This is a genomic window from Clostridium sp. UBA3061 (assembly GCF_002367465.1).
Classification (GTDB): Bacteria; Bacillota; Clostridia; order Clostridiales; family Clostridiaceae; genus Clostridium_J; species Clostridium_J sulfidigenes.
This window is the reverse complement of the sequence record NZ_DFCF01000012.1, coordinates 303,058-317,815: the sequence shown is the minus strand read 5'-3', so window position 1 is coordinate 317,815 and position 14,758 is coordinate 303,058. Positions and strand designations below refer to the sequence as shown.

Sequence of the window (14,758 nt, the reverse complement as noted above, 5' to 3'; positions counted from 1 at the left end):
TATTTAAAGACTATTTTGAAGCAGCAACTTCCTCTAATGTTTCAGCTTCTTGGACAGAAGTGCCTAGACCCTCCAAAATATCTGCTATTCTCTTACTTGCAAAACCATCACCATATGGATTACTTGCATGGCTCATTTTTTCATATTCTAATTTATCCTCAAGTAATAACTTAAATGTATTATAAATAATCTCTTCATCAGTTCCCACTAATTTTAACGTACCAGCGGCTATTCCTTCAGGTCTCTCTGTGGTATCACGCATAACAAGGACAGGCTTACCTAAACTTGGAGCTTCTTCCTGGATACCACCACTATCAGTTAAAATCAAATGAGACCTAGAAAGGAAATTATGAAAATCTAATACATCAAGTGGCTCAATTATTCTAATCCTATCACAATCTCCAAGAATTTCATTTGCAGCTTGTCTTACTACAGGATTCATATGAATAGGATAAATAGCTTTAATATCTGGTGTTTCATCTACTATCCTTTTAATGGCCCTAAACATATTTCTCATAGGCTCACCTAGATTCTCTCTTCTATGAGCAGTTATCATAATAAGTCTACTACCTTCTGCCCATTTAAGTTGGTCATGAGTATAATCTTCCCTAACAGTAGTTTTTAAGGCATCTATGGCAGTATTTCCAGTAACATAGATAGATTTATATTTTTTACCTTCTTTAAGTAAATTTTCTTTTGATAACTCAGTGGGAGAAAAATTATACTTTGCTATAATACCAACAGCCTGTCTGTTAAACTCTTCTGGATATGGTGAATATATATTATAGGTTCTGAGTCCAGCTTCAACATGTCCAATTGGAATCTGTAAGTAAAAACAAGCTAAAGCTGTAACAAAGGTTGTAGATGTATCTCCATGAACTAGCACCACATCTGGTTTTACTGCTTCTAATACTTCTTTAATTCTGTTTAAAATATTAGTTGTTACATCAAAAAGAGTTTGTTTATCTTTCATTATAGATAAATCATAATCAGGAGCAACATCAAAAGCTTCAAGTACCTGATCAAGCATTTGACGATGTTGTCCAGTAACACAAACAATTGTTTTAATATTTTTTCGTGTCTTCAGTTCTTTTACCAAAGGACACATTTTTATTGCTTCTGGTCTTGTACCAAAGATGAGCATTACTTTTTTCATTTTGAGATTCACTTCTTTTCTTTGTTATATTTTAAAAATAATTCTAGATTTTGGAATCCAATCAATATTTGCGCCAAAAATTACTACTCTGCTCTATAACATTTACATGTGTAGTGTAATTGAGTCTTCATTTTAGAAGTATCCACATAACAATTGAATACATCATCGAATGAACTAATATTTCATATATTAATTTAATACACTATTAATTATGTCCTGTTAAAATAGAAAGTATTTTTGTTGCTGCATTACCATCCCCAAAAATATTATCCTGTTCTCCGTGTGGTTTAAAAGTCTTGATACCACCTATAATTTTATTTTTATCTGTTCCAACTATTATGTTCCATCCTTTTTCAACTGTTTCAATCCACTCCGTCTGATCTCTCATTGTAATACAAGGTTTTTTCATGAAAAATGCTTCCTTTTGTACTCCTCCACTATCAGTCACTATTTTTTCAGCATTCATTTCAAGATTTATCATGTCTAGATATCCAATAGGATTTATTACAGAAATATTTTCTCCTATGCTTAACCCATAATTATCTATATATTTTTTTGTACGTGGATGCATTGGTAATATAATCCTTGCTTTACTTTCATTAAGGGCTTCAATAATATTTTTAAGTCTATTAATATCATTTGTATTTTCTGCTCTATGTATTGTAGTTAATATATATTGATTTCGTTTTAAATTAAGATCATTTATAATTGTTGATTTTTCCTTAGCAATTTTTTTGAAGTACAAAACAGCATCATACATAACATCTCCAACATTATATACATCCTTATTTATGCCTTCATTATGGAGATTATTAATTGCAGTTTCTGTAGGTGCAAATAGTTTATTTGCTATATGGTCTGTAAGTATCCTATTTTGCTCTTCAGGCATAGCCATATTAAAACTTCTAAGCCCAGCTTCCACATGGGCTACTGGTATTAAAAGTTTACTTGCTGCTAAAGCACCTGCAAAAGTTGAATTTGTATCACCATAAACTAAAACCATATCTGGTTTTTCCTTTAAATATATTTCTTCAAGTTTGATAATCATTCTACCTGTTTGCAGACCATGATTTCCTGAACCTACTTCAAGATTATAATCTGGCTTAGGAATATTAAGTTCTTTAAAAAATACTTCTGACATATTTTCATCATAATGCTGTCCTGTATGAATAATAATTTCTTTATATTTTTGTCTTATAATATTTGAAACAGCGGCGGCTTTTATAAACTGCGGTCTTGCTCCAACTACTGTTATTATTTTCATTGTAACCCTCCAATTCTTTATAACAATTACTTATTTCAATTTTGATAATTTCATAACTATAAAATAACAATAACCTATTTCTGTTTGCTTTTGGTAAAGATTCATAGCTTAGCCCTATAACAACTATATCGTTCGTTTTACTTTATATTTTCTAATTAACTCATTTCTAAGCTTTTATATTTTGTTTATTGTTCCTAAATATGTATTAGGTATACTATTAGTAAATACTTTTAATCACCCCAAACGATAGCCTATATTACTAAATCTCATTTTATACTTATTATTTTATTTCGGTTTAATTTTGAATTATTATACAAAGTCCACGTTGTAATAATCATCATTATTACAATTTTTGCTATATTAGCTATCAGAACTGAATAGCAAAATCCTATAAGCCCGTAATGTCTCATCCCAATAATTCCCAATGCCATATATAAAATAAAATATATTCCTTGGATAATAGGTTGCCATTTTGAACTGCAAAATCTTATTAAAGTTGGTTGTATTATATTGCCTAGCATAAAAATAGTAGTTGCTAAATTTGCTATTGCAAAAATTGGTATAGTACTATCAACAATTTTAGGATATAATACCTTAGTAACAGGCAATCCCACTAAAAGAATTGCACTATAGAACAATGTTGAAGCCCCTACAAATATTCCAATTTGTTTATAAAACTGAGAAAGACTTAATTGATTTTCTTTAGCATAATAAGTTAGTAAAACACCTGCAATTGGATTCATGACAATACCAGCCGTTTTTCCTAAAAAAGAAGCTACATTATATATAGAAACTTGCTCAGGTCCCAATATAGGATATATAAAAAAACGATCCATATACATCATCATTGTGGAAATAATTGCAGCAAACATAAGAAGTGAATATTTTTTTAAACTTATTTTAAACAATTTTGTAATTTTAAATTTGTCATGTATAATTGCAGCTGTAAAATATACGTATAAACATGAAAATAATTCTCCAAATAAAAAAGTGAATATCCATACGCCCGTGATAGAAGTAATCCCAATTCCAACTATATATCCTAACAAACCAAACATACTTGAATAAAGATTTTTTTTATAATTAATTTTTATCCTATAACTAGCAGAATAATATGATCGAAATAATACTAATATTGAAATACCAGTACATCCAATAACTAATAACCATTCATTATCTAAAACAATACTAGATAATGAAGATACAACAATTATATCAATTAATACACAAACTATAAATATTACGTTATAGTCACCATTTAAATGTTGTTTTTTATATTGTGTTTCTAATAAAATACGTGTATTATTAAGTGGATTACCTAATGACACTCCTACAGCATTGACAATTCCCATAACAGTTAATAGCAAGCCATACTCCTTATTTGATATTATTCTGCTTAAATAAGGATATGCTATGATTTGAGTCGCTAAAGTTAATATAATTGATGCAATTATATTAAGTGTAAAATCTTTATAAATTCCTATCTTATTATTTCCACAAATATATTTATGCTTCATGTAGCTTCTCCTTATTTAATGTTGTTTGATTGGCATGTTCAATTTTCTTTATCAACCTATTGCTAGGTACATTTATTGAACTAGTCTCCTTTTCGGCACTAGAATTAAATAACAATAATAAAAGAATTACTAACCACAGCCCACCAGTTAGTAAAGTAGTCAATAGTGCTGTATCATTAAGAATAAAAATCATATAACTAACTGAACCAACTGATATATGCAAAGGTATTTTTTCTGTAATTGAATCAATAAAATTAAGAATAATTCCAAAAACAATAGCTATACTAATCATTAAAATTATTCCACCATTAGCATATGCATCGGAAAAAATCCCAGTATTCGAATTAGATCCCAATCCATTATGTGAAAAATAACTTCCAATTACAAAAGATATATTTTGTGAAAAAGGACTTTGTATATTTAATAATTTGCCAATAATACCATCAGCAAAAAATAATTTTTCTCTATTACTAAAAAATTCATAGTATTGAAATTGTATTTGTGCTGGAATAAAAGTAAGTCTATATGGTATTGCAGTACGCAGTGAATCAGAAATCCCAAAATTAGATAAAAAATATGCAGTAATATTTAATCCAGTCATACACAAAACCATTTCTCGTATATATCTGCCTCTTTTAGTAATAACAATACCCATAAATATTACCCCTATAGACAATAAAAATGCTTTATTTCCAAAACTCAAATACATCATTAATTGCAATAATATAACAGATAACATAATTATATATTTTTTTCTATAGTAAAAATATGCTAAAAAAAATGGACAAAGGGCTTTAGTACTCCAATTCATTAGATATCCAGTAAATCCTGATATTTGATTCTCAGCTCTTAAATCATATATTAAATCAAAATTTAATGCACGAATATCAATTCCACCCCTTTTAACAATTAGATATATGGTACTAAATACATAAGTAACAAATATCATATTTAACCAAATTTTTGCTGTTCTACTTTTTATTTTAATAGGAATTGGTTTCGCTTTTAATATAATTGAAATTATTATTGATGATACTGTAACAAACGTAGTGTAAATAATACTCTGAGTATTCATCCAATAATATGATAATATCGGAATAATTATAAACATTTCCATCATTATAAATAAATACGTTGACGCCCTCTTCTTATCTTTAGGAGAACTAATTACAATAAACAAAAGATAGCAAGTAGAGAGTAAATATCCATATTTATTAATATTTAATGTCAATCCACTATAACTGTATAATGGTGCAATAACATATGCGTACATGAATTCAATTAAAACTTTATATAAAAACAAATAACAGAATAATTCTCTAATTATAAATTTATGATGATTTTTTTTCTCTATCAATTTTTTCTACCTCTCCTAAAAGTATATTCGTATATTGTAGTGCGATATTTTCATAATTATATTTAGACTTAACAAAGTTTAAAGCATTTATAGACATCTGTTCATACTCTATTTTCTCCATTTCTACAAATTCTACTATTTTTGTTCTAAAGTCTTCAATAGACCCAGCTTTAAAATTAGTTCCATTCCCGTACTTTACTCTATCTATATTTATACTATTATCTTCAGACAAAACAGGTAATCCACAAGCTTGAGCATCATAAAAACTTAAACTACACTGTCTAGGAAAAATTGATAAATCTGATACTTGATAAAATTTAGGTAAATCATTGTATTTCTGTGTGGGGAATCTGATTACTCTATTTTTAGATTTTTCTAAAACTTGTTCAACTTCTTTACCATACTCTCCATTTGCGTTTCCAACTACTATAAGTACTACTGACCTTTTTGTTTCAAACTTTTTTTGAAATGCCTCTGCTAACAGCATACCGCCTTTAAACTCATCTATTTTGCCAGTATAAACTATCACAAAATCATTTTCGTGTATATCATTTTCCTTTCTAAAATTTGACTTTACCGTCTTATCTGGATGAAACAATAGTATGTCTGAACCAAATGAAATAGATGGACACTGCTGAAGTGGGATACCTAAAAACTTTTCAACATATCTATCATCTGTTGTGCGAATAACTGGTATTGAATTTTTTATTAGTTTTGGTGCAAAGAATTTTTTATAGATTACTCTAAATACTTTATTAAACCTATTAACCGAAGCCATTTCAAGCATATGGCTATCCATAACAAGTGGATAATCAATTTTTTTAAGTCTTAGTAAATATCGCATTGCAGTTAATGTATCATTCCCATGTACATATAAAATGTCAGGCTTCAAGTTTTCTATAACTTTAAATATATCTTTTGTAAATACTGCTCTACCACTTATAAAACCGTTAATCTTTAACCTTATAATAGTCACACCTGTCATTCTATAATATTCAGCATCACGCCTTTCAATATCATCTTTACCAAAAAAAGCAGTTAAATCATTTGGCACCTTGTCCATTTTGGATGTAACAATTGTTACTTTATTCCCTTGCTTCGCCATATACTTGGGCAAAATATTAATTTGATAACCTGCGTCAGGGTGAAAAAAATCTTCTATGTGCACAATATTCATAATCAAATACCTTTCTAATAATAATTTTATATATAAATTTCATTAATAAAACTTTTTACTACATCATTGAATAATTTATTATTTTTATTAACTTCTTTAATAAACTCATCACATTTACAATTAAACTCATACCAATTTATATAATTGTAATAATCAAATAAGTTATCACATTCTTTCGTATTATTAATATTAAATGAATACCCAAATCCATATCTTTCACTTACTTCTTCCATATAAGTATTGGGACACACTAAGATAGGTATCTTCAATTTAGCTGCATAATACAATTTATTAGATAGAGCATAATCTAGTAAGGGGGTGTTATTCCCATAAAGATTATAAATAAAATCAGTGTCATAATAATAATCTAAGGTTTTCTCTGGTGGAAATCTATCTATTAATTCAACATTATTAATACTATTTTTTTCACAAAATTCTTTTAATGCAAATGCATCCTTTCCAATAAACCTCAATAAAAATCTACTATCATTTTTAAACTTTAGAATTACTTTTTTATTTTGTTCATGAAATCTTATTAACCCAATATATGATATAACAATTTTATCCTTATTACGTTTTCTATTCTCAAATTTTTTAATGATTGCTTCATCTATTTCACAATCATTATGAACCAAAGTATAATTATGTTTAGGTAAAAAACTTTCATAACCTTTTGATGATATAACTGCATGTGCCGAATTTTCAATTAGCCCTTTTTCAACTGCAAAAAATAAAGGATTATTTTCCATAGTATAGTCTCTTATATCTACAATGTATTTGCCTTTGTAATGTTTTTTTAAAAATGAATTTAAAATTATACCGGCACTTGTTTGTAGTAAAATTATACCATCATAATTATTTCCCCTAATTTTATCTAAAACATATTTTCTAAACTTTAAATATCCCTGTAGCTTACTTAATTTTCCTAAACCTTCATCCATTTTATTGCGATAGGCATACACTTGTTTTGCATCAATATTTTCTTCTATTCCATGTCTATCCCAATATATCACATCATAATCGCATTCTAGCAACGAAATATATTTTGATATATATGGGCATAAATATAAGTTTACCAGGGATACAAAACAAATTTTTTTATTCATCTCATTTCCCCCAAACTACTCTATTTACATAATCCGTATAAGACAATATTATTCTTAATACTTTATCAGAAACATTAGGCATACTATAATCAGAAACTCTTCTTAAAGTTCTTCCTTCTTGTGTTTCTAGTACCTCTAACCCTTGCAATATTCTCTCTTTCATAAGCCCCACCATCATTACTGAAGCCTCTTCCATTGCCTCTGGCCTTTCATGAGCTTGTCTTATATTAAGAGCTCTAAAACCTAAAATTGAAGATTCTTCACTTATAGTTCCACTATCACTAAGTACAGCCTTTGATTTAGTTTGAAGCTTCACATAATCATTAAATCCAAGAGGTTTCATTAGTGATATTACGGGGTTAAATTTTATTTCCTTTGAATCTATCATTTTTCTAGTTCTAGGATGAGTACTTACTATAACAGGCATATTATATTTTTCTGCAACTGCATTTAAGCTTTCAACTAAATCTAAGAAGTTCACTTCTAAACTTATGTTTTCTTCTCTATGAGCTGAAACTACAAAGTATTGTCCTTCTTTTAAATTTAATCTTTCAAGTACATCTGATTTTTCTATATCTTCTTTTCTTGAGTTAATTACTTCAAACATTGGACTTCCTGTTTTTATTATTCTATCTGATGGAAAGCCTTCTCTTAGTAAATATTCTCTTGCTATATCACTATAAGTTAAATTTATATCTGAAGTATGATCTACTATTTTTCTATTAGTTTCTTCCGGAACCCTTACATCAAAGCATCTATTTCCAGCTTCCATATGGAATATCGGAATATGTCTTCTCTTAGCTGCTATGGCTGTAAGACAACTATTTGTATCTCCAAGTACTAAGAATGCATCTGGTTTTACTTCCTCCATAATTGGATCTATCTTAACTAAAATATTTCCTATAGTTTCTACTGCTGTTCCAGTTGCTGCATTTAGAAAATAATCTGGTTTTTTCAATTTAAAATCATTGAAAAACACTTCATTTAATTCATAATCATAATTTTGGCCAGTATGAACCAAAATATGTTCAATAGCTTCTGATTCTTCTAATTTATTAATAACAGCAGACAATCTTATTATTTCTGGTCTTGTACCAACTACCGTCATTACCTTTAGTTTCTTCATATCTTAAACCTCCAAAAAGTACGTATCTGGTTTTTCAGGATTAAAGGCTTCATTTGCCCACATTACTGTAACCATATCAGTATCTCCAATATTTACTATAGAGTGAGTATATCCTGTTGGTATATCTACCACTTGAAGTTTTTCTCCACTTACTTTATATTCTATGATTTCATCGGAACATATTTTTCTAAAACGAATAAGTCCAGTACCACTTACCACTAAAAACTTTTCATTCTTAGTATGATGCCAGTGATTTCCCTTTGTTATTCCTGGCTTTGCTACATTTACTGAAATTTGTCCTCTTTCTGGTGTTCTTATAAACTCCGTAAAAGATCCCCTGTTATCACAGTTCATTTTTAAATCATAAGAAAATTCATCTTCTGGTAGAAAGCTTAAATATGTACTATAAAGTTTTTTAGTTAGTTCATCTTCCATATTAGCAATACTTAAATCTTTTCTACTTTCTTTAAAACTTCTTATTCTATCTGCTAAATCCCCTAATTTAATCTTATGGATTACTGGAACACAACAGTACTTACCATTTACAGTTTCATTACCTTCAAGTGCTCTTATAAATTCTTCTAAAACATCATCTATATAGCATAATGTAAGCTCTGCATCTTCATTATTTACTTGTATGTCTAAGCCCCTAGCTATGTTATGACAATAAGTTGCTACTACAGTATTATAATTTGGCCTACTCCACTTACCAAAAAGATTTGGTAATCTATATACTAAAGCTTTGGCTCCCGATTCCTTACTATAGTTAAATAGCAATTCTTCACCAGCTCTTTTACTATTCCCATAAAGGTTATCCTTTTCCGCTTGAATTGAAGAAGTAATTAAAATTGAAGATTTATTATTATGTTTTTTCAAAAGTTCTAAAAGCTCTGAAGTAAATCCAAAATTACCTTCCATAAATTCTTTTTCATTTTTAGGTCTATTTACACCTGCTAAATGAAATACAAATTCACACTTCTCAGCATATTCATTTAATAAAGTCTTGTCTGTGTCTATATCAAATTTATATATGTCATTAAAACCCCTATTATTAAGCTCTGCTATAAGGTTTCTACCTACAAACCCATTTGCTCCGGTAACAAGTATTTTCATAATCGTTCCTACCTTTCTTTAGCGTAAGTAACATCAACTTCATTTAAAGTTTGCCAGAATTCCAACTCTTCTTTAATATAATCTAGTGTTAAAAGTTTTGCTTTTACTTCTTCTACATTTAAAAGTTCCGTATTATTAGAGTTATATCCTTCAAGTTGTGTTCTTCCTTCATTTCCATCAGTAAAGTACTTATCATAATTTAAATCTCTTTTATCTGCTGGTACTCTATAGAAATCTCCCATATCCATAGCATTTGCACATTCCTCATTAGTTAAAAGTGTTTCATACATCTTTTCTCCATGACGAATACCTATTATTTTTGTTTCAGATTCTACTCCAAATAACTCTTTTACAGCTTGAGCTAAAACTTCAATTGTGCAAGCTGGTGCCTTTTGAACCATAATGTCTCCACTTTCTGCATTTTCAAAAGCAAAGGCAACTAACTCTACAGCCTCTTCTAGACTCATTATATACCTTGTCATCTTTGGTTCTGTTATTGTAAGTGGCTTTCCACTCTTTAATTGCTCTATAAATAGAGGCACAACTGACCCCCTTGAACATAGAACATTTCCATATCTAGTTCCACAGATTAAAGTCTTCTTTGGTGATACTGTTCTTGATTTAGCTACAAAAACTTTTTCCATCATAGCTTTAGAAGTTCCCATAGCATTTACAGGATAAGCTGCTTTATCTGTAGATAGACATATTACCTTTTTTACTCCTGCTTCTATGGCTGCTGTAAGTACATTATCAGTTCCTATAACATTTGTTTTTACTGCCTCTAAAGGGAAGAACTCACAACTAGGAACTTGTTTTAATGCTGCTGCATGAAATACATAATCTACATCATACATAGCAGCTTTAATACTTTGTAAATCTCTTACATCACCTATGTAAAACTTTATTTTACTATCATTATATTTTTTTCTCATATCATCTTGCTTTTTTTCATCACGAGAAAATATACGAATCTCACCAATATCAGTGTTTAAAAATCTATCTAACACTGCATTTCCAAAAGAACCAGTTCCTCCTGTAATTAATAGTGTCTTATTTTTGAACATATTAAATTACCCCTCCAATACTTTTTTTATCATATCTACATATTGCTGAGTACACTTTTCCTTAGTATACCTTTCAAGGAATATCTTTCTGCAATTTTCCCCCATAAGCTTTCTATTATCACTATTGCTATATAATTCTTTAATAGCATTTACTAGCTTTGAATGCTCTCCAACTTCCATTGTATAGCCACAACTATGTTGCTCTAATTCTCTAACTATATCTGAATCTTTTCCCATTATTGCTATAATAGGTTTACCAGCCATCATATAACTATAAGTTTTACTTGGTACACAAAGCCCTGTCAGCCCTTCTGTTAGACTTACAAGAAAGCAATCACTTATTTTTAATGCATCTTCAAAATCTTGTCCATGTAAAAAGTCATATATGGTAATATTATACAACTTTTCTTCTTTAACAATTTCTTTGAGCTTACCCATTTTGTTACCGTGACCTGCAAACACAAATTTTATTTTATTGTTATCCTTTAATTGCCTTATAGCATTTACAATAGTGTCCATATCTTGGCATATACCCATGTTTCCAAAATAAGATACCACCAAGTTATCTTCTCCCTTTATGCTCTTTAAAGTAGCATTTTGAATATCATTACTTTTATTTTCCTTAATTTTATCCTCAAACCAGTTTGGTATTACTTCTATTTGCTCATTACTTAAAGTTGATCTACAATTTAATAAATAAGCTTTCATTTCACTTGATAATGCGACAACCTTTTCTAGTCTTTTAAAAATTATCTTATTGGCACACTTCATTGCTTTGCTTATCATTCCACTCTCTGAAATACTTTTAGTAATATGAGCCATTTCTGGATACACATCATAACTAACAAATACTACTTTTGTTCCAAAAAATTTGTTAGCCAATGCCGGTATTACTGGAAGTATCGGTGGATTGGAATATACTATTACTGATTTATACTTCTTGAATTCACCCAAATTCATTACTACCTTCATAGTAAATGAAAAGTAGTTTATTAGCCTACCTATTGTGTTACTTCTTTTTTTCTGGCTATATTTTAATCTTTTTATTTCAATATCTTCATATACTTCTTTCAATGGTACTTCATCTGCTAAATTATATTCCTTGGGATACCCACTTAAAGCGCCTACTGAAAATCCTGCTTTTGATAAAGCAATAGCTGTATCTGTAGGTAGTGTAGCAGATGATACGTACTCTGGATAAAAAAATTGGCAAAGAAATAGTATGTCTTTTTTTTGCTTCATCAACGTTTTCTCCTATTTTTAACATCTAATCTATTCATAATATCTTTTAGCATCCTTAAGTCCCCTGACCAAAAAATACTTTCTCTCATATCCTAACAATTTATCAGCCTTCTCATTAGAAACTATCTTTGTTTCACCTGCCACTGCAAGTTTCTTAATAGGACCAAGTTTTGATGCGATATTTTTACAAAACCATCCTGGAATATATAATCTGAATGGATTAATTTCAAAAATGCTACAAATAGCATCTATCATTTCTTTATATCCAAAATCCCCTGATGAAATATTAAATATTTCACCATTAAGATTATTTTCACAATCTACATATCTTTTAACAGCTTGTACAATATCTTTTGTGTAAAGTAATGCTTTTTTATTAGCTCCATTTCCAATCATAGGAACTATTCCTTTTTTGCATAGATCTATTAAGGATTTCATACTGCCCTTATCATTTTCTCCATAAACTGAAGCTGGTCTAAATATGCATACTGCCGTATTACTTTTCTTTGAATTCTCTAATAGATACTGCTCAGCTAAAAGCTTACTCTTACCATAAATCCCTTGTGGATTTATTGGTGTATCTTCAGTTATTAATTTATCTGAAGCTTTATAAACATCATTTGTACTGAAAAATAAAAATCTCTCAACTCCATGTTTTGTACATACTTCATATAACTTTCTTGTACCTTCTGCATTAGTATCTATGAATTGTTGCTCTTCTTCTTTATTCTTTGGCCTCCAGTGAACTGCTGCTGCTAAATGCACCACCGTATTAACTCCATCCAAGTTATTTTCCCATTTTAATATATCATTCAAGCTACCTTTTAAAACAATAGCACTATTCTTAAATTTATCAATCTTATCTGTATAAGGGTCAACTAAAATCAAATCATATTTATCAATAAATTCATTTACTATAGAACTTCCTATCATACCATTTGCTCCGGTAATCAATATGCGTTTCATAGGTTCATACCTTCTTTACCAGTTTCTTTCCCAATATAATCCTCAAACTTCATAAACTCCACATCTTGCTTCTTGAGCCACTTTATGTACTTAAGTAACTTCTTCTGCAATGTAGGTCTACCCACTTGGAATCTAAAGTAATTTTTCTTACCCATTTTCTTTCCATTATCAAGTGTTTCACCAACCACTTCAAATGGATGTATATAGAATATGAAGTTATCTTCCTTCTCCCAGTGCTTTTTCATAAAATACTTCATAAGCCATAGCGGGAATAATCTAAAGTATCCACCTCCTGAGATTGGAATGGATTTACCCATTATATCTAAAGTAGGAGTTTCAAACTCATACTTATATTCTCTTCTATAAATCATACTTTCCACTTTTTCAAAGGAAGACATGTCCATTACATTATACAGTTTATGCTCCTTAAATCTTATAAGACTTGCATCATATTTAAATCCTAAATCCCATAGTACATCAAGCTTTTCATTTTCCATGGAAAAGCAAGGTGCTCTATAACCTTTAACTGGTTGTCCTGTTATTTCTTCAAGAGTTTTCTTTGATTCACCGATTATCTTTCTAAACTCTTCAGTTTTAACTTCATAAACTAACTCATGTTGCTTCCCATGACATGCTACTTCATGTCCCATTTTAGCTATTTCTCCAACTACTTCTGGGTTACTTTTAGCCACCTCTTCAAGTACAAAGACTGTAAGATAAACTCCCTCTTGTGCCATTTTCTTAAGAAATGGTATAACTTCAGGTGCAAATCTTTGATTTGATCCAATTACATCTTTAAATTCTTTTAGATATTCAAGATGGTACCACTCTTCAAGATCCAGTGTTAAAAAATACTTTTTCATATTAAACGCTTCCTTTTAGCTCTAAATTCTTTACCTTGCTCTGCCGTAGGCCATGTAAAGTATCTACCTTCAGATACAATATTAGGTCTTCTTTCTAATTTACCAGTTTCCATAGCCTTGATAGCCTTAACCATCATATCTCCACCAACTCTTTTTGTTTTTTCCATAAGTTCAAACATTGATTTACAATTACCTATATAAACTTTATCTTGAGCTACTATATCTCCATCATCTATCTTTGCAGACATGTAGTGAACTGTAGCTCCACCATATTCTTCTTCATTAAATATGTACCAGAAACTTGGCATACATCCTCTATAATCTGGTAATAAACTACCATGAACATTCAAAATCCCATACTTTGGACATGAAAGTAATGGCTCTTTAATAACTTGAGGAGCTGAAAAAGATAAAATGACATCCGGCTTTAGTTCTTTTACCTCTTTATAAAATTCTTCACTATTAGAAGAATGAATTACCTTATAGGGTATATTGTTCTTTTTTGCTACGTATTCTACTCCGCATAATCCGTTATAAAGTTTATATCCTGTAAACTTATCTAACTTACCCATCAATGAACGTAGAACTGTAACTATACCCATTTTTCCTACTTGAAAAACACCAAACCATTTTATAAAGTCAGAAATTTTATTTTGCAATGAACTTTTACATTCAACATTAACTACTTCTAACACTTCAGAATTATCAATTATTTTTTGTATATTCTTTGGGATGTAAAACCTATCTTGCTGAGTCATAATTATTACTTTTAGCATAACATCCCCTCCTCTCGATTGTAGATAATTT

13 protein-coding genes are annotated in these 14,758 nt (G+C 29.5%); all 13 read right to left on the bottom strand.

The window, feature by feature from the left end; translation table 11 throughout:
• Window positions 1-10: 10 nt before the first annotated feature.
• The 13 genes from wecB (B2P65_RS11995) to B2P65_RS11935 all read right to left on the bottom strand — a co-directional run bounded on the left by wecB (B2P65_RS11995) (window position 11) and on the right by B2P65_RS11935 (window position 14,727).
• Window positions 11-1,156, bottom strand: a complete 1,146-nt coding sequence (gene wecB / locus B2P65_RS11995; RefSeq protein ID WP_346880201.1) for a non-hydrolyzing UDP-N-acetylglucosamine 2-epimerase — start codon at window positions 1,154-1,156, stop codon at window positions 11-13.
• A 205-nt stretch (window positions 1,157-1,361) separates the two neighbouring features.
• Window positions 1,362-2,420, bottom strand: a complete 1,059-nt coding sequence (wecB, locus tag B2P65_RS11990) for a non-hydrolyzing UDP-N-acetylglucosamine 2-epimerase (protein ID WP_346880200.1) — start codon at window positions 2,418-2,420, stop codon at window positions 1,362-1,364.
• A 266-nt stretch (window positions 2,421-2,686) separates the two neighbouring features.
• A complete protein-coding gene (locus B2P65_RS11985) occupies window positions 2,687-3,937 on the bottom strand; it encodes a hypothetical protein (protein ID WP_346880199.1) in 1,251 nt (416 codons plus the stop codon).
• A complete protein-coding gene (locus tag B2P65_RS11980; RefSeq protein WP_346880198.1) occupies window positions 3,927-5,294 on the bottom strand; it encodes an O-antigen polymerase in 1,368 nt (455 codons plus the stop codon). The genes B2P65_RS11985 and B2P65_RS11980 overlap by 11 nt, the downstream gene beginning before the upstream one ends.
• Window positions 5,269-6,471 (bottom strand): glycosyltransferase family 4 protein, encoded by a 1,203-nt coding sequence (locus B2P65_RS11975; protein ID WP_346880197.1) that lies wholly within the window; start codon window positions 6,469-6,471, stop codon window positions 5,269-5,271. Before B2P65_RS11975 ends, B2P65_RS11980 begins: the two co-directional genes overlap by 26 nt.
• Window positions 6,472-6,497: 26 nt before the next feature.
• Entirely contained in the window at window positions 6,498-7,577 is a 1,080-nt protein-coding gene (locus B2P65_RS11970; protein ID WP_346880196.1) for a capsular biosynthesis protein, read from the bottom strand.
• Window position 7,578: 1 nt separating this feature from the next.
• Entirely contained in the window at window positions 7,579-8,703 is a 1,125-nt protein-coding gene (wecB, locus tag B2P65_RS11965; protein ID WP_346880195.1) for a non-hydrolyzing UDP-N-acetylglucosamine 2-epimerase, read from the bottom strand.
• A gap of 3 nt (window positions 8,704-8,706) precedes the next feature.
• Window positions 8,707-9,816 (bottom strand): capsular polysaccharide biosynthesis protein CapF, encoded by a 1,110-nt coding sequence (locus B2P65_RS11960; RefSeq protein ID WP_346880194.1) that lies wholly within the window; start codon window positions 9,814-9,816, stop codon window positions 8,707-8,709.
• Window positions 9,817-9,824: 8 nt separating this feature from the next.
• Entirely contained in the window at window positions 9,825-10,880 is a 1,056-nt protein-coding gene (locus B2P65_RS11955; RefSeq protein WP_346880193.1) for a nucleoside-diphosphate sugar epimerase/dehydratase, read from the bottom strand.
• 6 nt (window positions 10,881-10,886) lie between these two features.
• The gene (locus B2P65_RS11950; RefSeq protein WP_346880192.1) at window positions 10,887-12,122 is read right to left on the bottom strand and encodes a glycosyltransferase family 4 protein; all 1,236 of its coding nucleotides are present in this window, start codon (window positions 12,120-12,122) and stop codon (window positions 10,887-10,889) included.
• A 30-nt stretch (window positions 12,123-12,152) separates the two neighbouring features.
• Entirely contained in the window at window positions 12,153-13,088 is a 936-nt protein-coding gene (locus B2P65_RS11945) for an NAD(P)-dependent oxidoreductase (protein ID WP_346880191.1), read from the bottom strand.
• Window positions 13,085-13,951, bottom strand: coding sequence for a polysaccharide deacetylase family protein (locus B2P65_RS11940; RefSeq protein ID WP_346880190.1), 867 nt, complete (start codon window positions 13,949-13,951; stop codon window positions 13,085-13,087). Before B2P65_RS11940 ends, B2P65_RS11945 begins: the two co-directional genes overlap by 4 nt.
• On the bottom strand, window positions 13,948-14,727 hold the full coding sequence (locus B2P65_RS11935; protein WP_346880189.1) for a methionyl-tRNA formyltransferase: 780 nt from the start codon (window positions 14,725-14,727) through the stop codon (window positions 13,948-13,950). The genes B2P65_RS11940 and B2P65_RS11935 overlap by 4 nt, the downstream gene beginning before the upstream one ends.
• Window positions 14,728-14,758: the final 31 nt, after the last annotated feature.

Excerpts from the sequence above, each read along its gene's own strand:
- wecB (WP_346880201.1), bottom strand. The coding sequence starts at position 1,156 with ATGAAAAAAGTAATGCTCATCTTTGGTACAAGACCAGAAGCAATAAAA.
- B2P65_RS11950 (WP_346880192.1), bottom strand. The coding sequence starts at position 12,122 with ATGAAGCAAAAAAAAGACATACTATTTCTTTGCCAATTTTTTTATCCA.
- B2P65_RS11960 (WP_346880194.1), bottom strand. The coding sequence starts at position 9,816 with ATGAAAATACTTGTTACCGGAGCAAATGGGTTTGTAGGTAGAAACCTT.
- B2P65_RS11970 (WP_346880196.1), bottom strand. The coding sequence starts at position 7,577 with ATGAATAAAAAAATTTGTTTTGTATCCCTGGTAAACTTATATTTATGC.
- B2P65_RS11935 (WP_346880189.1), bottom strand. The coding sequence starts at position 14,727 with ATGCTAAAAGTAATAATTATGACTCAGCAAGATAGGTTTTACATCCCA.
- wecB (WP_346880195.1), bottom strand. The coding sequence starts at position 8,703 with ATGAAGAAACTAAAGGTAATGACGGTAGTTGGTACAAGACCAGAAATA.
- B2P65_RS11945 (WP_346880191.1), bottom strand. The coding sequence starts at position 13,088 with ATGAAACGCATATTGATTACCGGAGCAAATGGTATGATAGGAAGTTCT.
- wecB (WP_346880200.1), bottom strand. The coding sequence starts at position 2,420 with ATGAAAATAATAACAGTAGTTGGAGCAAGACCGCAGTTTATAAAAGCC.
- B2P65_RS11975 (WP_346880197.1), bottom strand. The coding sequence starts at position 6,471 with ATGAATATTGTGCACATAGAAGATTTTTTTCACCCTGACGCAGGTTAT.
- B2P65_RS11940 (WP_346880190.1), bottom strand. The coding sequence starts at position 13,951 with ATGAAAAAGTATTTTTTAACACTGGATCTTGAAGAGTGGTACCATCTT.
- B2P65_RS11985 (WP_346880199.1), bottom strand. The coding sequence starts at position 3,937 with ATGAAGCATAAATATATTTGTGGAAATAATAAGATAGGAATTTATAAA.
- B2P65_RS11955 (WP_346880193.1), bottom strand. The coding sequence starts at position 10,880 with ATGTTCAAAAATAAGACACTATTAATTACAGGAGGAACTGGTTCTTTT.